Below are 19,770 nucleotides of genomic sequence, written 5' to 3'. Positions count from 1 at the left end.
CCGTTTTTTTAGGATCAGTGGTCCTTGTGAGAATCCTGTAAAACCAGTACAATAGGTAAAAACCGGTCGCCACTTGACCGGAACTGTGAGGAGATGCAGTCAATGTTTAATATGAATCGGACGCGCTGGGGGTTTGACTGGGGAGAGTTCATTCTTGGTATTTTATTCCTAGTGGCTGCTTTTGGCCTGGTACGGTCACCTAAGATTGGATTAACAGGATTAGCCATTATCTTTGCCTTTATGGCGCTATTGAGTGGGTTGACCACGATTGCGGGTTACCGTAAGTTGCATGAAGTGACGGGGATGCGCGCCAACTTTGCGTTGGTTCTCGGTATCCTGGATATCCTGATTGCGGTCGTGTTCTTCTTTGACATGAACAGTGCCATTGTGACCCTGGGTTATTTATTTGCCCTCTGGTTTATCTTGGATTCGATTGAACGTCTGATCGTGGCGAGCCACCTGCGTTCCTTCGGCGGGGGCTTCTTCTGGTTCTCCATTATCCTGGACGTCTTGAGTCTAGTGGTCGGGATTCTCCTGTTCGTGCATCCCGTGGTGGCCGCCTTATCCATCAACATGCTGGTGGCCTTGTTCTTTGCCGTCTTCGGGGTTAATGCGATCTGGATTGCTTTTGCTCGGAGCCGTCAGTAAGTTTACTTAATCATCAAAGTAAGGTCCCTGGAATTCTGCGGGGGCCTTTTTCATTGGTGATAGGGGGTATAAAAGACTGATATTTCGGGCGAACAGCGAATAAATTAGGAAAGACACGCCCGGTGTGTTATACTGCTTAAAGACGTTTTTTCAGGAAGCTGGAGGAGAACCATGACAGATGAGATTCATTTCGTCATTATTACGGGGATGAGTGGTGCCGGGAAGACCGTGGCCATGCAGAGTTTTGAAGACTTAGGCTACTTCTGTGTTGATAATCTCCCGCCCACATTGTTACCAAAATTTTGGGACCTGATCCGTGAATCCGGCAAGATCTCTAAAGTGGCGTTGGTCATTGACCTCCGTTCACGGGCTTTTTACGACGAGATCGTCCGGATGCTAAATGACGTGGCGGTTCATGGCAGCATGAACGCTCAGGTGCTCTTCTTGGACGCTTCCGATGAGGAACTGGTCTCCCGTTACAAGGAAACCAGACGCTCCCATCCACTGGCCCGTAATGGCCGCGTGATGGAGGGTATTCAACGGGAACGGACCCTGCTCGCGTCCATTCGGCAGGCTGCTCAGCTGGTGATCGACACCACGAACCTGAGCCCCCGGAAATTACGTGAAGAAATTTTCCATAATTATGAAACGGAATCGGCCCAAGTTTTCCACATTGAAGTGATGTCGTTTGGCTTTAAGTATGGGTTACCCATCGACGCCGACATCGTGATGGACGTCCGATTCCTGCCAAATCCTTACTATGTTCCAGAATTAAGACCCCAGACCGGGTTGGACCAGCCTGTCTACGATTACGTCATGAGTCAACCGCAGACGGAGGAGTTCTATGGCCAATTTCTGAAGTTACTCACGACGATTGTCCCCGGCTATAAAAAAGAGGGCAAGGCCAATCTGACCATCGCGATCGGCTGTACGGGCGGGCAACACCGTTCCGTGGCCCTGGCGACGCGAATTGGACAGGCACTCGGGAATACTTATCCCGTACATGTGACCCATCGTGACATCAACAGGCGAAAGGAGTCCACCAACCGCTCATGAGAGATCCGTTACGTACCCGCCGTCCCAAGATTGTGGTGATCGGCGGAGGGACGGGACTGCCGGTTATTTTAAGAAACCTACGCGATCAAGACGTCGACATCACGGCCGTAGTTACGGTCGCTGATGACGGGGGTTCTTCAGGTATCATTCGCCACTATGTCAACGTGGTGCCGCCTGGAGATATTCGAAATGTCATGGTTGCTTTAGCCGAAGTTCCCGCCATTTATAAAGAGTTATTTCAGTACCGGTTTGAAACGACAGACGACTTTTTTGCGGGCCATGCCATTGGCAACCTCATCATTGCCGCCTTATCCGAAATGCGGGGCGGTATTTTTGATGCCGTTCAAGAGCTTTCACAATTAATGCGAGTCAATGGTCACATCTATCCAGCATCTGACGAGCCTTTGGAGCTCCATGCGCAGTTCGCCGATGGGTCTACCCTGAGTGGGGAATCCGAGATTACGGCGGCTCACAAGCTGATTAAGCGGGTCTGGGTCGAGACCAGCGACCATCATGAGCAACCGACGGCGGTTCAACCCGTGATTGATGCCATCATGAATGCTGATCAGATTGTCTTGGGACCGGGGAGTCTGTTTACCAGTATCCTACCGAACTTGATGATTGATAGCGTCGGGCAGGCTGTTCGTGAGAGCCCAGCCGAGGTCGTCTATATCTGTAATATCATGACGCAGAAGGGTGAAACCCAGAACTTCACCGACGCCGACCACGTTCGCGTTTTGAATCAACATTTACACACAAATTTCATTGATACCGTCCTGGTTAACACCCGAAAGGTACCAGATAAATACATTGATTATCAGCGCTGGGACGAAATGTCTCAGCCAGTTCGTCATGACTTCCAAGGCTTGCGTGATCAAGGCTGCCGGGTGATTTCGACGGACTTTCTTGAACTAAGGGATAACGGGGCATTTCATAATGGGCAGGAGGTCGTACACGAACTCCTGAACCTGATTGGCCAGCCACGTTACCGGATGAAACGGAGGCCGTAACATATGTCGTATGCCAGCGAAGTAAAAAAAGAACTCACGACGCTCGAAGTTCATCGGGAGAATGCCAAGGCGGAACTAGTCGCCTTGATCCGGATGAATGGGGCGTTAGGGTTGGCAAACCACCATTTTGTCTTGAACGTTCAAACTGAAAATCCCGCCATTGCGCGCCGGATGTACCAGCTTTTGAAACAGTTCTACGATTTGGAAAGTGAACTGTTAGTTCGACGTAAGATGAAACTTAAGAAAAACAACCTGTATATCGTGCGGGTGAAGACTGGCGCGACGGAAGTCCTGTCTGACCTGGGAATTTTTGATGGGATGCAACTCTTAGAGTCCGTCCCTGATGAAATTCTGAGTTCTGACATGTCGGTGCGTTCTTACCTGCGAGGCGCCTTTTTGGCCGGTGGGTCTGTGAATAATCCGGAAACCAGTCGCTATCATCTGGAGATCTACTCACTATATGAGGAACATAACCAGATGATTGCCGAGATGATGAATCGTTATGACTTGAATGCCCGGACCATCGTTCGGCGTTCCGGGTACATCACGTATCTGAAGAGTGCCGAGGAAATTGCCGACTTTTTGTCCCTGATCGGGGCCACGACGTCGATGTTAAAATTCGAGGATATTCGGATCATGCGTGACATGCGGAATTCCGTGAACCGGCTGGTCAACTGCGAGAATGCCAACTTAGACAAGGTGGCCAACGCCTCGACGCGGCAAATCGATAACATTCAGTTCATCGATGCCACGGTTGGACTTAGCCAGTTGCCCGTTAAGCTACGTGAAGTGGCCGAGACGCGGATGGCGCATCAAGAAGTCAGCCTAAAGGAATTGGGCGATCTGGTTCCCGGGGGGCCTATTTCTAAGTCGGGGATCAATCACCGATTGCGTAAAATTAATGATTATGCTAAGCAACTGCGGGGAGAAGCTTCTGCGTAGTTAAACAGAAAGGGCGCCGTTGCCTCCGATGGGAGGTTACGGCGCCCTTGTTTGATCAAAAAAATCACATCGCGGCAATCGTGATGTGATTCGTAATTAACTTACTTCTTTTGTTCACTACTGTTGGTCATGATGTGGTCAATTAAACCATAATCGACGGCCTCTTGAGCACTCAAGTAGTTGTCTCGTTCAGTGTCTTGGTTCAGACGTTCAACGGGTTGACCGGAATTGTCAGCCAAGATTTGGTTGATTAATTGCCGAGTCTTCAAGATCTCACGAGCGGCAATTTCGATTTCAGTCTGTTGACCTTGAGCACCACCGGATGGTTGGTGAATCATCACTTGGGCATGTGGTAAGGCGAAACGCTTACCCTTAGTCCCGGATGAAGCCAAGACACTGGCCATGGAAGCAGCCATACCTAACGTAATGGTTTGTACGTCGGATTGGATGAAGTTCATGGTATCGTAGATTGCCAAGCCGGAGGAAACAACCCCACCTGGTGAGTTGATGTAAAGCGAAATGTCCTTAGTGGAGTCTTGGGCGTCCAAGAAGAGCAATTGCGCAATGATGGCGTTTGCCATGTCATCTTCGATTGGGCCAGATAACATGATGATCCGGTCCTTTAAGAGTCGTGAATAGATATCATAGGCCCGTTCGCCACGGGATGATTGTTCAATAACTGTTGGTACTAAATTCATGACAAGATAGCCTCCCTTATTAACGTTTGAATGGCTAGCGTTTCGCTAACATATTGTTAGTGTACCGCTATGGTCAAAACAGGTCAAACGATTAGACTCTGTTAATTCCCGCAACCATTTGACTAGAACTATCATACCAGAGTTTGACCAAACGTCACGTATTCTGTCACGGTTTTTTGGTACGGGTAACTGTCGTTGATTTGACCACTTGCGGAGCAAACGTGACCGGTTACGGGAAACCTATTTTATTTCCACACACAATATGGTTTACTAGGATTAACGAAAGGGGGTGAGTACTTGAAGATTCGAGTTGAAGTTGATGATCAGTTGGCAGAACCGGAGATTACGATTCGAACACCCGGGAACGTGGACGTCGATCAACTCGTCACCGCCATTCAAGGCGTGGGGGCCACGGCAACCCGCATGACCTTTAGTCAGCGCGGGAAGAACTATCAGGTGACCTTACGTGATGTCTTGTTCTTTGAGGCCGCGGATCACCAAGTCATGGTGCACACGCCAAGTGAGGTATTTTCCACGCGACAGCGGCTGTATGAACTGGAAGCGGCCTTACCCGCTAGCTTCCGCCGGGTCTCCAAGTCCGCCATCCTAAATTGTGATCAGGTCTTCTCACTCACAAAGTCTGTCACCGGTAATCTCGTTAAATTTCAGAATTCACACAAGCAGCTCTACGTGTCGCGCCGCTTTTATAAAGGACTCAAAGAAGCACTAGAGCGAAAGGGGTAATTAAAATGCATAGAAATTGGTTTTGGGGGACATTCTTCGTGCTTGCCGCGGGAATCCTCATCGCAAGTCAACTCGGGGTACTGAGCTACCATATCGGGTTTTGGACCCTCTTGATCGCCATGTTTTTAGTGGCAACGTTTGTTGGGAGTCTCATTCAGATCAGTGTGACGGGGATGATTTTTTCGCTGGCATTTCTGGCCATTATCTTCGCTAAGCCACTGGGTATTGTGGCCTTAGCCCCCTGGACGATTCTAGGGGCCGCGCTACTCTTGTCGATTGGGTTATCAATGATTATCAAGCCCCGTTGGCGTTGGCATCGTAATATCACTTGGGAGGGCCATCATGGTCGAGGCTGGGATAAGAACTTCCACCACGGCTATGACGACATTAAAACTGTCAATGAATCTGAAACGATCGTTGACGTAAACATGAGTAGTAGCATTCGCTACCTGCAATCCACGGATTTCAAGCAAGCCATGATTAAGGTTTCCATGGGGAATGCCAAGGTTTACTTTGATAACGTTGTCTTAGATGAAGACGGGGCAACCATTGTGGTTGACGGGTCCTTAGGTGGGATTGAACTCTATCTGCCACGGGCCTGGAATGTGACGTCAAACGTCAATACCAGTTTAGGTGTTGTCGAGGAGAAGGGAATTCAAGAGTCCGTCGAAGAAGGTCCCAAGGTGACGATTCAAGGCGACATTTCACTGGGGAGTTTAAACATCATTTACATCTAGAACCGGGAGAGCACGAGCGATCGTGTTCTTTTTTTGGCAAAAGAAAAGGTCCTAGGCAACTGCCTAAGACCAACCATTGGTGATATTGATGCGCCCGGAGGGAATCGAACCCCCATTTCAAGAACCGGAATCTTACGTGCGATCCATTACACTACGGGCGCAAATAATGTGAAACAATACCTTAACTACTATAACTGATTATGGATAAAAATACAAGGCAGGATCGGGTTTTATTCGGCAGAAACATGCTATAATAACGGCACTAACTTTTTGTGGAGGTTCGCAAGATGACGCGAGAGAAGACTTTTCGCCTGGTGGTTGATGCCTTATTGATGGCGATCGTGTTACTTCAAAATATTGTCCCAATTTTAGGCTACGTGCCCCTAGGTCCTTTTAGCATGACCTTAATCGGACTGACCGTGATTGTTGCCGGGACTGCCTTAGATGTCAGGGATGGGGCTCTCATTGGAGGATTCTGGGGATTAATCACCTTCGTACGGGCTTTTACGTGGCCTTCCAGCCCCGTGGCCCCCTTGATTTTTACGAACCCACTGATTTCGATTGTTCCTCGGTTGCTAATGGGGATGGTTGCCGGACTGGTCTATCGTTGGGCCCGGCAACGTTGGTCAATGCGAGGGGCTATGCGATTAGCAGCGGCCGCTGGTGCAGTGATTAATAGTGGGTTAGTCTTGGGCTTGGTGTACCTCTTCTACCAAACGCCAGCCGTGGCGACAGCCTTTGGGGCCCATGGTAGTCAGACACTGGGCTATGTTCTCCTAATTTCAGTGGCGACAAATGCGGTGCCCGAGCTGATTTTAGACGTGCTGGTTGCACCACTGCTGGCAGAGCCCTTACGTCGGCGTTGGGATCGCATGACTGTTTCGAAATAGCGTAAAAGAAAAGGTCCTAGGCAACTGCCTAGGACCGACCATTGGTGATGTGATGCGCCCGGAGGGAATCGAACCCCCATTTCAAGAACCGGAATCTTACGTGCGATCCATTACACTACGGGCGCATTGCGCTTGCTCTTCCGAGCACCTAACTACTATACCCGAAGCTGAATATAAATTCAAGGGGCCAGTGAGATTTTTCTGAAAAGGCCATTAAACACTGAGAATAATCCTGGGGAGACCTGACTTGCATTGTCCATTCTGAGGGCTTATACTATCAAAGGAAGGTTGGCATTAGTTGACCTCGATTTTTTTGGCCAGGGTGGGTCTTGAATAGCCCCCGCTGGTCGATCATCGTCCCACTAGGAGGTAAGCAGGATGCGTGAAGACTGGCAGTGGGTCAATGCAATTGTACCCAAGATGGTTACCAAACTGACCAGCCGTTTCCGTGTTCTCCAGGCCATTGCGAGTCTGCAACCCGTTGGGCGGCGGACGTTGGCAACCAGCCTAGATTACTCTGAACGGGCCGTGCGAACGACCACGGATGCCTTAGCCGAGCTGGGATTTATTCAGATGTCGGTCAAGGGGATGCAAATGACCCGGGCTGGCCAACAGCTTCTGCATGGATTGGGACCGGTTATGGAAGAACTCTTGGGGCGTCAGCAACAAGAGGCTGCCTTAGCGCAGAAGTTAGGGATTGCCCATTGTACGATTGTGGCCGGTGATAGTACCGCCCCAACCGGATCGCTGATGGGTCTCGCCCGAGCAGCCCGCCAGGTTTTGGCGGATCAACTGCCGCTGGGCGCAAGTACCGTGGCGGTAATGGGTGGCCATACGCTGGCGACCGTCGCTTCAGTTCTGACCCCATCATTAGCGGTGAACCGACACCTGTTGTTTGTTCCCGCTCGTGGGGGCGTGGGTGAGTCACCGGCCATTCAGGCCAATGCCGTCAGTGCCCAAATGGCACAGCGAACGAACAGTGATTTTCGATCATTGTTTATTCCCGAGCAACTCAACACGGCCACTTACAAACCCTTGTTTGCAGAACCGGCCATCCACGAGGTTCTGGAACTCATCGCGCATAGTAACGTGGTGATTCACGGGATTGGACAGGCATTGGTCATGGCGAAGCGGCGCAACATTGCCCCGCACGTGATTGATGACTTAACCGCGGCCCATGCGGTCGGGGAGGCCTTCGGGTACTTCTTCGATGCCGAAGGGCACGTGGTAAGTAAGTTTCCACGGATTGGCGTGGAGATTGAAGATTTAGCCGCTAAACAGCTCGTTATTGCCGTTGCGGGTGGTGCCGAAAAGGGCGCCGCAATCGCGGCATACATGCATTTAGCGCCAGCTTCGACTTGGCTCATTACCGACGAAGGAGCTGCTGACTTTGTTTTAAAAAAGTGATACACTTAACATGTACTGCTTTTTAAAAAAATTATTCTTTATTTGCTTCCTGAAGGAGGAAATCACAGTATGACTGTAAAGATTGGTATTAATGGTTTCGGACGTATCGGCCGTTTGGCTTTCAAGCGGATTCACGAACTCCACTCAAGTGACATCGAAGTAGTTGCCATCAACGATTTGACGACACCTTCAATGTTAGCTTACTTGTTGAAGTATGATTCAACTCATGGCCGTTTCCCTGGCGAAGTTTCTGCTACGGACAAAGGTATCGTGGTTGACGGTAAGGAATACCCTGTATACGCTGAACCTAAGGCACAAAACATTCCTTGGGTTAAGAACGATGGTGTTGACTTCGTTCTTGAATGTACTGGTTTCTACACTTCCGCAGAAAAGTCACAAGCTCACATCGATGCTGGTGTTAAGCGGGTCTTAGTATCTGCTCCAGCCGGTGCCGTTACGACCGTAGTTCCAGGTGTTAACTTGGACGTCCTGAGCAAGGATGACGTGATCGTTTCTGCTGGTTCTTGCACGACCAACTGCTTGGCTCCAATGGCATACTTCTTGAACAAAGAATTTGGCATTAAGGCCGGTACCATGACTACTATCCACGCCTTCACTTCAACTCAAATGATCTTGGATGGACCTCGTGGTAAGAAGATGCGGAACAACCGTACCGCAAGTATCAACACGATTCCTCACTCAACTGGTGCCGCTAAGGCTATCGGTTTAGTAATCCCTGACTTAAAGGGTAAGTTACAAGGCCATGCACAACGTGTTGGTGTTGTTGACGGTTCCCTGACTGAATTGGTTACTGTTCTGGACAAGAACGTTACGGCCGACGAAGTTAACGAAGCTATCAAGAAGCACACTGAAGGTAACGATGCCTTTGGTTACAACGGTGACGAAATCGTTTCAACTGATATCATCGATGACCCTCATGGTTCCGTATTTGACCCAACTCAAACGGAAGTTACCACTGCCGGTGACACCCAATTAGTTAAGACTGTTGCTTGGTACGACAACGAATGGGGCTTCACTTGTAACATGGTTCGGACGTTATTACACTTCGCTACCCTTTAATAGAGAGTTAGCGGCATAACGCCAATAAAATTGATTAACAAAGACGCGGCGGAGGAGGGAATTCTCCGACGCGTTTTTCATTGACACAAAGGACAGAAGTTCTTTGAAATTCCCGTGGATTTACGGTATATTGTGACCGTAATCTGATAAATTATTTGAGCACTCAAGGAGGTTTTTCTAAATTGGCTAAATTAACAGTTTCTGATTTAGACGTTAAGGGCAAAAAAGTCCTGATGCGTGTGGACTTCAACGTCCCAATTAAAGACGGTGTGATTGGTAACGACAACCGGATCGTGGCAGCTTTGCCAACGATCAAGTACGTTATTGAAAACGGTGGTAAGGCAATCTTATTGTCTCACTTAGGCCGGGTCAAGAAGGAAGAAGACAAGCCAGGTCTGTCCATGCGTCCAGTCGCAGAACGCCTGTCTAACTTGTTGAACAAGCCAGTTACCTTTGTCCCAACGACTGAAGGTAAGCAGCTTGAAGATGCTATTGATGGCTTAAACGACGGTGATGTTCTAGTTATGGAAAACACCCGTTATGAAGACGTCAAGGATGGCGAATACGTTAAGCGTGAATCCGGTAACGACCCAGAATTGGGCAAGTACTGGGCTTCATTGGGTGACGTCTTCGTTAACGATGCCTTCGGTACGGCTCACCGTTCCCACGCATCTAACGTTGGTATCGCTTCTAACATGGCCCAAACCGCTGCTGGTTTCTTAATGGAAAAGGAAATTACCTTTATCGGTGGCGCCGTGGACAACCCTGAACACCCATTCGTTGCTATCTTGGGTGGTGCTAAGGTTTCCGACAAGATCGGTGTTATCGATAACTTGTTAGCTAAGGCTGACAAGATTCTTATCGGTGGTGGGATGACCTACACCTTCTACGCTGCCAAGGGTATGAAGATCGGGAACTCTTTAGTTGAAAAGGACAAGATCGATTTAGCTAAGGAAATCTTAGACAAGGCTGGCGACAAGTTGGTTCTGCCTTCTGATTCTGTTGTTGCTGAAAAGTTCGATAACGATGCCGCTCACAAGACGGTTGAGGGCGATATTCCTGATGGCTACATGGCCTTGGATATCGGACCTAAGTCCGTTGCTGAATTCGAAGATGTTTTGAAGGACGCTAAGACCGTCGTTTGGAACGGACCAATGGGTGTCTTCGAAATGAGTAATTATGCAGAAGGTACGTTGGAAATTGGTAAGTTCTTAGGCACCTTGAAGGATGCTAAGACGATCGTTGGTGGTGGGGACTCCACTGCTGCCGTTCAACAACTCGGTGTTGCTGACCAATTTTCCCACATCTCAACTGGTGGTGGGGCTTCCCTCGAATACCTCGAAGGTAAGACTTTACCAGGAATCGCTGCAATTTCTGACAAATAACTTTATAAAGAGCTGTGGTGCCTGTCATCGCGGCTCTTTGTTCTGAGCATGGTCACCGTTGAAGCGTCTTCGCTGGCTTATCTGCCCCCAATTCGGTAAGATGATGATCGTAGTCAATTTATTTTTAGAGAGGGTGGAGTAGGTTGCGAATACCATTCATTGCAGGAAACTGGAAAATGAATAAGACGGTGGCGGAGGCGCAAAGCTTCATTACGGCCATCCAAGGTAAATTACCAGCATCCGATACCGTAGAAACGGCGATCGCTGCCCCAGCATTGTTTTTACAAACCATGTTGGACGCTAATCAGGAAAATGTCCTGCGTATTGCGGCTGAAAGCTGTTATTACGAGGATGAAGGGGCCTATACGGGTGAAACTAGTCCTAAGGCGCTCCACGCGATGGGGATTCCCTATACGATCGTGGGTCATTCCGAACGACGTCGGTACTTTAACGAAACGGATGATGTGATTAATCGTAAGGTTCAGGCCGTCTTTCGCAACGGTATGACCCCGATTATCTGTTGTGATGAAACAATGGGTCGCCGTGAATCTGGTGAAAGAATTCACTGGGTTGTCAACCAAGTTTCGGCTGCGTTGAAGGGTGTCAGTGCTGAAGATGCCGCAAAGATTGTCGTCGCCTATGAACCAAGTTGGGCGATTGGCAGTGGCACTACAGCCTCATCCGACCAAGCTGAAGAAGGTTGTTACCTGATCCGGCAGACGTTAGCCGACATCTATTCAGATGATTTGGCTAACGGCGTCCGGGTGCTCTATGGTGGGAGTGTTAAGCCAGACAACATTGCTGGTTTAATGAAAAATGCGAATGTCGATGGGGTGCTGGCCGGAGGCTCTAGCCTCGATGAACAGTCCTTTGTCGAATTAGCAAACTACCAAAATATGTAAATAGGTAAAATTGTGATTGAAAGTTCAAAGTTAAACTTATAAAATAAAGCATGGGATGGTTGTCTTGTTCCCGTGAAGCCAAACTTTCATAAGGAGAGAATACAAAAAATGTCTATTATTTCTGATATTTACGCACGCGAAGTCCTAGATTCTCGTGGTAACCCAACTGTTGAAGTTGAACTCTACACCGAAGCCGGTGCAATGGGCCGGGGGATCGTTCCTTCTGGTGCCTCTACTGGTGAACACGAAGCCGTTGAACTTCGTGATGGCGACAAGAGTCGTTTCATGGGTAAGGGTGTTACTAAGGCCGTTGACAACGTTAACAATTTAATTGCCAAGGAAATCATTGGCTACGATGTTACCGACCAACGTGCCATTGACCAAGCCATGATCGACTTGGATGGTACGCCAAACAAGGGTAAGTTAGGTGCCAACGCCATTTTAGGTGTTTCCTTAGCCGCTGCCCGTGCTGCTGCTGACGAATTGGGCCAACCATTGTACAACTACCTTGGCGGGTTCAACGGTCACGTATTGCCAACACCAATGATGAACGTTATCAATGGTGGGAAGCATGCCAACAACAAGGTTGATTTTCAAGAATTCATGATCATGCCTGTTGGTGCTAAGTCCGTTAAGGAAGCCGTTCGGATGGGTTCAGAAACGTTCCACAACCTGAAGGCTTTGCTCAACGAAAAGGGCTACTCAACTGCCGTTGGTGACGAAGGTGGTTTCGCTCCTGACTTGAAGAACAACGAAGAACCATTCGAAATCTTAGTTGACGCTATCAAGCGTGCCGGCTATGTTCCTGGTAAGGACATTGCTATTGCCTTTGACTGTGCCGCTTCCGAATTCTACAATGCTGACACCAAGAAGTACGAACTTAAGGGTGACAGCAAGGATTACACGGCTGACGAATTCGTTGGCTTGTTGGAAGAAATCGTTGACAAGTACCCAATCGTTTCCATCGAAGATCCTTTGGACGAAAACGAATGGGCTGACTGGCAGATGGCTACTGAACGCCTTGGCAAGAAGGTCCAAATCGTTGGTGACGACTTATTCGTTACGAACACGGACTACTTGGCAAAGGGTATCAAGATGGGTGTTGCCAACTCTATCTTAATCAAGCTGAACCAAATCGGGACTTTGACTGAAACTGTTGAAGCTGTTGAAATGGCTAAGCAAGCTGGTTACACGGCCGTTATCTCTCACCGTTCTGGTGAAACTGAAGACACGACTATTGCTGACCTTGTTGTGGCCTTAAACGCTGGCCAAATCAAGACTGGTTCAATGAGCCGTGGCGAACGGATCGCTAAGTACAACCAATTAATGCGGATCGAAGACCAATTAGGTAAGACTTCCGAATACAAGGGGATTCACTCCTTCTACAACTTGGATGAAGATGCCCGTTTGGCCATCATCAACAAGTAATTCAAATTAAGTTTTCAAAATCGGTCGACCTTTAGAGGTTGACCGATTTTTTTGATCTCGCGCCGAATTTTTCCAATTATTTTCCGGAGTTAACTTTAACGAAGGGGGAATTGGATGATGAATTTACAGGTAAAGCTGGCGCTGGGAGCTATGGTGATTGGAAGTCTTGGTGGCAGTGTTGTGACGGGGTATGCTGCGACTGGGGAGACAGTTACGGTGAAGGTGCGACACATGGTTAAGGCAACCGATGATGACGGGAATCTAGTGAATTGGGTTTATCAGCAAGAATCTCAGCTTGGAAAAATTGGTGAAGCGTTACGTTCAAATACTGACTTATCGAGATTTTTGACATACTCACTGCGTTCTTTTAGTGAGGACTCTGAGATTGATTGGAATTATCATAGTAGTTTACCGGCTCATGTATCGGTGACTTATAGTGCTGACGGACGAGCAGTTGGCGGATACGAGTCTACGGGTAAATTAACGAAAGGCGGTCGGGTGAAGTTGGTCGCACCGGCTGGTTACGCGTTGATGCCTGGTACAGCAGTGTTGCAGATGGCGACGAAGAAAAATGATAAATGGACAATTCCTGTAGTGGCAATTGGAGGTGTAGCTGAGGGTAATGGACCGGTCGTTGACAAGGAACCCGAGAAGCCCATCACTGAACGACCACCGGTCTTGGTACCTCCAGTGAGGCCAGTCTTACCACCAACGATTAATGTTCCGCAACCGCAACCGCAACCGCAACCACAACCAATTCCTGAAGAAGTTCCAAATAAGAAACCGATACCGCCAGTTCATCCGCTACCAGACTGGGCTGAATCTATTGACCATGAGATAGCGCCAATTACTACTGTGGATGCAGACAGACCGGAAAATGAGGAGGGAGAATCAGGACAACCGACAAAGACGAGTCAAAAGGGCCCGCAAGCTAAGCCAGCTCACAGGCGTTCTCATCGCTCCCGTTCGGTTAAGGAACAACTCCCCCAAACTAACGAGAAGCGTGGCCTATCGGGCTGGTGGGGGCTTCTCGTGGCAACCATTCTGGTTAGTCTAGCCAGTCTTCGCCGGCTTTTCCGTTAAATCCCGCCAAAACTGTGATAAACTAATTAGTAGACAAAAAATTACAGTGGAGGGATTGGCTAATGAAGCAGAAGCGACAAACACCGCATGATTTAACCCGGTTGAATGCTATTTTATTTGGAGCCCTGGTGGGACTTTTAGCTGGTGCGGTAGTTAGTATTTTTCGCTTAATCATTGAACACATGCTAACTGGTGTTCAGGTAATTTATGGTTGGCTTGGCCAACATCCCCTCTGGCTCATTCCATGGGCGATATTAATGGTGGCAGTAGCCGTTCTTATCGGGCATTGGGTCAAGACAACGCCAATGATCAAGGGATCTGGGATTCCTCAGGTTGAAGGACAACTGGCCGGCGAGATAGACTACGCCTGGTGGCCAGTTCTCTGGAAGAAGTTTGTCGGGGGCATTTTAGGGATCGGTTCCGGACTTTTTCTTGGACGAGAAGGTCCGTCAATTCAATTAGGTGGGACGGTTGCCCAGGGACTGGCTGACCGTTTAAGTTTTACCGGGACTCGCCGGCGGTTAATTATCGCTGGTGGTGCCGCTGCTGGGCTTTCCGCTGCGTTCAACGCGCCGATTGCGGCAACTCTCTTCATCTTGGAAGAGGTGTACCATAACTTTTCAACACTGGTGTGGCTGACGTCACTGACCAGTGCCGTCATGGCTAACTTTGTTTCAAACGAAGTCTTTGGCCTCACACCCGTGTTACATATTCTCTACGAACAAGCCTTACCGCTGAAATACTATGGCTTGTTATTACTCCTTGGGGTCTTGCTCGGTGTCTTGGGCTTTGGTTACCAGTGGATTACCTTGCATGCCAGTGATTGGTATGCCAAAATCAAATGGTTACCAGATCACCTGAATGGCATTATTCCATTCCTATTGGTGATTCCGGTGGGGCTACTTTGGCCGATCACGCTGGGTGGCGGAAATCAGATGATTGTGACCTTTGCTAAGCAAACGCCAATGATTTGGCCCTTGATTGGGTTCTTCGTCTTAAGATTTGTTTTTTCTATTATTAGTTATAATTCGGGACTTCCTGGTGGGATTTTCTTGCCAATCTTGGCGTTAGGAGCATTACTCGGGGCCATTGGTGCCCGCGGTTTTGTGAGTCTAGGTTGGTTACCGCCAATGTTTGTGGCGAACTTTATTATTTACGCCATGGCGGGGTACTTTGCGGGAATTTCCAAGGCGCCTTTTACGGCGATCCTCTTGATTACCGAAATGGTGGGGACCTTGCATCACTTGATGCCACTGGCTGTGGTGGCTATTGTCGCCTACATTACCGTGGATGTTCTAGGTGGTGCGCCAATCTACGAAGCTATGCTGCAACAATTGGTTACGCCAGCCCAACCCGACGCCGCGGGAATTACCGATCGAGTTGAGTATTCGATTGGCGAGAATTCTGGCTTTGTGGACAAACAGGTTCGGGATCTCTCCTGGCCAACTGGTTCACTGTTGGTTGCGGTCCGTCGTGGTGAACGAGAAGTCATTCCTCATGGGGATACGCTCTTGCGAGCAGGAGACACACTAATTGTTTTGACCTATCATCGTAACCGGGCCTATGTCCGTCAGCGATTAGGAAGATTAAACGATTTGCCAGAATGATCGCGAGATTAGGCCGGAGACTGGTAAAAACCCGGCGACTATGATAAATTAGACAGAGTATAGTTAGACCTATTAGACCTATTCGATAGGTAGGAGGCAAATTTGTGTATAATTTTTTAATGACCTGTATCTTAATTGTCAGTGTGTTGATCATCATCGCTGTTATGATGCAACCCGCTAAGACCAATGATGCATTATCCGCATTATCTGGTGGTGCCGATGATTTATTTGCCAAGCAAAAACCCCGTGGCTTTGAAGCCTTTATGCAAAAAGTTACGGTGATTTTGGGAGCCATCTTCTTCGGACTGGCATTGGCTTTAGTATATCTATCTTCACACTAGAAGAGATTAAGCCTCCTGTTTGTTCGTTACAGGGGGCTTTTTTACAGACTATCTCAACATCGTGGAAAGTGGTGGTTTGACATGATTCGAAAACCAGTCCCACTCTTCTTTGAAGGGGGACCACAAGCAGTGATTCTGCTCCACGCCTATTCGGGTAGTTCTAACGATATGCGTCTATTAGCACGTTATCTTCAGGGCCAGAACTATACGGTTCTGGCGCCAATCTTTACCGGTCACGCGACGGGCGATCCCGCAGATATCTTACGCGAGGGATCACCTCAGCAGTGGTGGCAAGACACCCAGGATGCGATCGCCTTCTTACGACAGCGAGGCTATCGGCGCATTGCGATCTTTGGGTTATCGCTTGGTGGGTTGTTTGCGACTCGAGCCTTACGCGAGGATCCCACGTTGGTGGGGGGCGGGACGTTTGCTTCTCCGGTGATTTTTCGGGGGACCACTCACGTACCGGAAGTCTTTGTTCGAATGGCGCAGACGGTCTATCGGCGAGAGAACCTCTCCGATGAGGAATTCAAAGCCAAGATGGTCTGGATTCAAGACCATCTGCCGGCACAACTCATGGCAATTCAAGCGTTTGCGGACACGACCGCAACGCATTTAACCCGGATTAAGCAACCCATCTTCATCGCCCAAGGAACGGCTGATGAGATGATTGACCCCCGATCGGGCCAATGGTTGGCGGCGGCTTTTCCGGCTACTCAGATTGATTTTCACGAATATGTGGGTGCGAGTCACGTGCTAACCGTGAACAGCGCACACCATGCTTTGGAAACAGACTTACAGACTTTTTTACACACAATCTTTTAAAATAACGAGGAATCGATAGTGCAAGATAATTTAAAGAATGATTTAACCGCGTTCTTCCGGGCACACTCGGACGAGAACTACACAGTAGAAGATATTTCTGACGCGCTCCATTACCATGGATCAGCGGCCTTTAAGCTGATCGTACAGGAGCTGGCACAGTTAGAACGAGACGGCTTGGTTCAGGTTACTGAACACGGCCATTTTCAACTTGATCCAAGCCAACGGACGTTGACTGGGATTTTCCATGGGAACGACAAGGGCTTTGGTTTCGTCGCTTATGACGAAGACAAAATTGAACCAGATGCCTACATCGCGCCTAACAATACGTTACGCGCTCTAAACGGCGATACCGTCAAGATTGAAATCGTTCGTGCCGGTGACCCTCGTACGGGTAAGGGTCCTGAAGGTAAAGTTACGGAAATCGTGGAACACCACTACGAACAAGTCGTGGGTGAGTTCATGCAGACCGATGACGATGCCGGTTACCTGGGACAAGTGCGTCTAACCGACAAGAAGATCATGAAGTACAAGTTCTACGTGACTAACGTGGGCTTGAACCCAACACCAGGTGAAGTGGTTACCGCTGAAATTACGGAATTTCCGAATGAAGCGCACCCTGATGCCGTGGTGGGAATTGCTAAGCAAGTGATCGGGAGTGTCGACGATCCTGGGATTGATATCCTACAGATTGTCTACCAACACAACATTCCATCAGAATTCCCAGAAGAGGTCATGCAGGCCGCCGATGAGATCCCGGATCACGTTTTACCTGAGGAATTAAAGGGCCGTGAAGACGTCACCAAGCAAAACTTGGTCACGATTGATGGGGAATCCTCTAAAGATTTGGACGACGCTGTGACGGTGTGGAAGTTACCTAATGGGAACTTCCATTTAGGGGTCCACATTGCCGACGTTTCCCATTACGTTAAGGAAGACTCAATCCTCGACAAGGAAGCCTACAAGCGTGGAACCAGTGTCTACTTGACCGATCGGGTTATTCCAATGTTGCCACGGCGTTTATCCAACGGGATCTGTTCTCTTAACGAGGGCGAGTTGCGTTTGTGCATGAGCTGTGACATGGAAATTGACCAGGAAGGCCACGTCATTAAGCACCGGATTCACCCTTCATTCATGCGCTCTAAGGCACGGATGACTTATACGGCGGTTAACCAGATATTGGAAGCCCACGATCCCGTGACCATGAAGCGTTACGATGAATTGGTTCCAATGTTTGAAGCAATGGGCGAACTTCACCGTATTCTGGTTAAGCAACGGAAGCGTCGTGGGGCCATTGATTTCGATGACCGTGAAGCAGAAATCATCGTGGACGACAAGGGTCACGCCATTGACGTGAAGTTGCGGACACGGGGGATGGCTGAACGGATGATCGAATCCTTCATGTTGGCTGCTAACGAAACGGTTGCGGAACACTACTTCCGTGCCAAGGCACCATTCCTTTACCGGGTCCACGAAACGCCAGATGGCGATCGTGTGAAGAGTTTCTTCGAATTCTTAACGGCCTTCGGGATTAACGTTAAGGGTGATCCGAACCACTTACGGCCTAAGATGTTACAAGGTGTCTTAAAGCAGGTTGCGGGTCAACCGGAAGAAACCATGGTTTCAGTGATGATGTTGCGGAGCTTGAAGCAAGCCCGTTATGCAGACCAATCACTGGGTCACTTTGGACTGGGTGCAGAGTTCTATACCCACTTCACTTCCCCAATTCGTCGTTACCCAGATACCATGGTTCACCGGATGATTCATTATTACGAAGACCATGGGATTAATGCCGCCAGCAAGGAAAAGTTTGCACCAATTTTGGAAGAAATTGGGGTTCACACTTCCGAAGCTGAACGTCGGGCAATCGATGCTGAACGTGACACTAACGACATGAAGATGGCTGAATACATGGCCGATCACGTTGGTGAAGAGTTCGATGCCGTCGTGGCTTCAGTCTTGAAATTCGGGATGTTTGTTGAGTTACCAAACACCATCGAGGGGCTGATTCACATCAGTCGAATGAAGGATGACTACTACGAATACGTCGAGAAGTTCATGGCCCTAGTTGGTCGGAACACGCGGCGGACGTACCGAATCGGTCAAGAGATTCGGGTTAAGTTAATCCACGTCGACAAGGAACAAAGTGAAATTGATTTTGAATTACTCAATCCGGAAGCTGCTCCGGTCAGTGACCTGTTACCACACCGTGAACATCGTTCACGTGGGGGCAACTACCATGGCCGTTCCAACAACCGTGCGGGTAATAACCAAAACGGCGGTAACCGCAATGGTAACCACCGGAATCAACGATCAACTAATCAGCGAGGCAATAACAGCAGCAGTCACCGTCAGAATAACAACGGCGGTCAACACCGCAACAACTCGCAAGGTGGTCGGCACTAAACGAGGTGACGAGACTTGGCTAAAACAAAATCCAAGAAAACACCAGATAATCTTTTGGCGCAGAATCGTAAGGCACGGCATGACTATCGTGTTACCGAGACGGTGGAGGCTGGCCTAGTTTTAACTGGGACCGAAATCAAATCGGTACGTGAGCGACGGATTAATTTGCAAGATGGGTTCGCCCAGATTCGCAATGGTGAAGCCTGGTTAATGAACATTCACATTAGTGAATATGTTCAGGGTAACCGGTTCAACCATGATCCACTTCGTAATCGGAAGCTACTTCTGCATAAGAAGCAGATTCACCGATTAGGACTTGCCACGCAGAACAAAGGGGTCACGTTGATTCCGTTGAAGGTGTATCTCAAGCATGGGTTTGCGAAGGTTCTCCTCGGCGTTGCCGAAGGGAAACGGGAGTACGACAAGCGTGAGACCATCAAGCGACGGGAACAAGACCGCCAGATTGCACGTGTGATGAAACGCTATTAGGGTTCTAAAATAACTGTTGTTGGTAATCAAGATTATTTCTTGCCTCAATTGTCAAATCAAGTGCAACACTAAGAATCTATTCTTAGAAGTGGTCT

The 19,770-nt window shown here is 48.8% G+C and carries 19 protein-coding genes and 2 tRNA genes; 18 read left to right on the top strand and 3 right to left on the bottom strand.

Features of this window, described 5'->3' with window-relative positions; all coding sequences use genetic code 11:
* Window positions 1-102 precede the first annotated feature (102 nt).
* The 4 genes from IV54_RS07215 (at window position 103) to whiA (ending at window position 3,656) form a co-directional block, all read left to right on the top strand.
* Window positions 103-648, top strand: coding sequence for an HdeD family acid-resistance protein (locus IV54_RS07215; RefSeq protein ID WP_057878711.1), 546 nt, complete (start codon window positions 103-105; stop codon window positions 646-648).
* Window positions 649-819: 171 nt separating this feature from the next.
* Window positions 820-1,704, top strand: a complete 885-nt coding sequence (gene rapZ / locus IV54_RS07210; protein ID WP_057878710.1) for an RNase adapter RapZ — start codon at window positions 820-822, stop codon at window positions 1,702-1,704.
* Window positions 1,701-2,714, top strand: coding sequence for a gluconeogenesis factor YvcK family protein (locus IV54_RS07205; protein ID WP_057878709.1), 1,014 nt, complete (start codon window positions 1,701-1,703; stop codon window positions 2,712-2,714). The genes rapZ and IV54_RS07205 overlap by 4 nt, the downstream gene beginning before the upstream one ends.
* A gap of 3 nt (window positions 2,715-2,717) precedes the next feature.
* The gene (whiA, locus tag IV54_RS07200) at window positions 2,718-3,656 is read left to right on the top strand and encodes a DNA-binding protein WhiA (RefSeq protein ID WP_057878708.1); all 939 of its coding nucleotides are present in this window, start codon (window positions 2,718-2,720) and stop codon (window positions 3,654-3,656) included.
* A gap of 101 nt (window positions 3,657-3,757) precedes the next feature.
* On the opposite strand, the gene clpP is transcribed toward whiA, so the two are convergent.
* Complete coding sequence (gene clpP / locus IV54_RS07195) at window positions 3,758-4,354, bottom strand: ATP-dependent Clp endopeptidase proteolytic subunit ClpP (RefSeq protein ID WP_048732353.1); 597 nt, start codon at window positions 4,352-4,354, stop codon at window positions 3,758-3,760.
* Between the two features lie 297 nt (window positions 4,355-4,651).
* Here clpP and IV54_RS07190 point away from each other — a divergent pair, with 297 nt between their 5' ends.
* Entirely contained in the window at window positions 4,652-5,098 is a 447-nt protein-coding gene (locus IV54_RS07190; protein WP_057878707.1) for a LytTR family DNA-binding domain-containing protein, read from the top strand.
* 5 nt (window positions 5,099-5,103) lie between these two features.
* Complete coding sequence (locus IV54_RS07185; protein ID WP_057878706.1) at window positions 5,104-5,835, top strand: LiaF transmembrane domain-containing protein; 732 nt, start codon at window positions 5,104-5,106, stop codon at window positions 5,833-5,835.
* 89 nt (window positions 5,836-5,924) lie between these two features.
* Here IV54_RS07185 and IV54_RS07180 read toward each other — a convergent pair.
* Window positions 5,925-5,996 (bottom strand) — tRNA-Arg (locus tag IV54_RS07180).
* A 126-nt stretch (window positions 5,997-6,122) separates the two neighbouring features.
* On the opposite strand from IV54_RS07180, the gene IV54_RS07175 reads away from it, so the two are divergent.
* On the top strand, window positions 6,123-6,725 hold the full coding sequence (locus IV54_RS07175) for an ECF transporter S component (RefSeq protein ID WP_057878705.1): 603 nt from the start codon (window positions 6,123-6,125) through the stop codon (window positions 6,723-6,725).
* Window positions 6,726-6,778: 53 nt separating this feature from the next.
* Here the strand turns inward: IV54_RS07175 and IV54_RS07170 are convergent.
* Window positions 6,779-6,850 (bottom strand) — tRNA-Arg (locus IV54_RS07170).
* Between the two features lie 253 nt (window positions 6,851-7,103).
* Here IV54_RS07170 and IV54_RS07165 point away from each other — a divergent pair.
* The 11 genes from IV54_RS07165 (at window position 7,104) to smpB (ending at window position 19,675) form a co-directional block, all read left to right on the top strand.
* Window positions 7,104-8,132 (top strand): sugar-binding transcriptional regulator, encoded by a 1,029-nt coding sequence (locus IV54_RS07165; protein WP_057878704.1) that lies wholly within the window; start codon window positions 7,104-7,106, stop codon window positions 8,130-8,132.
* Window positions 8,133-8,201: 69 nt separating this feature from the next.
* Entirely contained in the window at window positions 8,202-9,212 is a 1,011-nt protein-coding gene (gene gap / locus IV54_RS07160) for a type I glyceraldehyde-3-phosphate dehydrogenase (protein WP_057878703.1), read from the top strand.
* A 182-nt stretch (window positions 9,213-9,394) separates the two neighbouring features.
* Window positions 9,395-10,597, top strand: a complete 1,203-nt coding sequence (locus tag IV54_RS07155) for a phosphoglycerate kinase (RefSeq protein WP_057878702.1) — start codon at window positions 9,395-9,397, stop codon at window positions 10,595-10,597.
* A gap of 143 nt (window positions 10,598-10,740) precedes the next feature.
* Window positions 10,741-11,499 (top strand): triose-phosphate isomerase, encoded by a 759-nt coding sequence (gene tpiA / locus IV54_RS07150; RefSeq protein ID WP_057878701.1) that lies wholly within the window; start codon window positions 10,741-10,743, stop codon window positions 11,497-11,499.
* A gap of 108 nt (window positions 11,500-11,607) precedes the next feature.
* Entirely contained in the window at window positions 11,608-12,927 is a 1,320-nt protein-coding gene (gene eno / locus IV54_RS07145) for a phosphopyruvate hydratase (protein ID WP_057878700.1), read from the top strand.
* Between the two features lie 117 nt (window positions 12,928-13,044).
* Window positions 13,045-14,010, top strand: a complete 966-nt coding sequence (locus IV54_RS07140; protein WP_157054381.1) for a hypothetical protein — start codon at window positions 13,045-13,047, stop codon at window positions 14,008-14,010.
* A 62-nt stretch (window positions 14,011-14,072) separates the two neighbouring features.
* Window positions 14,073-15,617 carry a ClC family H(+)/Cl(-) exchange transporter gene (locus IV54_RS07135; protein ID WP_057878698.1) on the top strand — a complete coding sequence of 515 codons (1,545 nt, stop codon included), beginning with the start codon at window positions 14,073-14,075 and terminating at the stop codon, window positions 15,615-15,617.
* Window positions 15,618-15,721: 104 nt separating this feature from the next.
* The gene (gene secG, locus IV54_RS07130; protein WP_057878697.1) at window positions 15,722-15,958 is read left to right on the top strand and encodes a preprotein translocase subunit SecG; all 237 of its coding nucleotides are present in this window, start codon (window positions 15,722-15,724) and stop codon (window positions 15,956-15,958) included.
* A gap of 81 nt (window positions 15,959-16,039) precedes the next feature.
* On the top strand, window positions 16,040-16,783 hold the full coding sequence (locus IV54_RS07125; protein ID WP_057878696.1) for an alpha/beta hydrolase: 744 nt from the start codon (window positions 16,040-16,042) through the stop codon (window positions 16,781-16,783).
* A gap of 18 nt (window positions 16,784-16,801) precedes the next feature.
* Entirely contained in the window at window positions 16,802-19,186 is a 2,385-nt protein-coding gene (gene rnr / locus IV54_RS07120) for a ribonuclease R (protein WP_057878695.1), read from the top strand.
* A gap of 15 nt (window positions 19,187-19,201) precedes the next feature.
* Window positions 19,202-19,675 (top strand): SsrA-binding protein SmpB, encoded by a 474-nt coding sequence (gene smpB, locus IV54_RS07115; protein WP_057878694.1) that lies wholly within the window; start codon window positions 19,202-19,204, stop codon window positions 19,673-19,675.
* The last annotated feature ends 95 nt before the right edge of the window (window positions 19,676-19,770 follow it).

Origin of the sequence: Levilactobacillus paucivorans (genome assembly GCF_001437125.1) — a bacterium.
Taxonomy (GTDB): Bacteria; Bacillota; Bacilli; order Lactobacillales; family Lactobacillaceae; genus Levilactobacillus; species Levilactobacillus paucivorans.
Note: the sequence above shows the minus strand (reverse complement) of the source record. Positions and strands in the feature narration are given on the sequence as shown.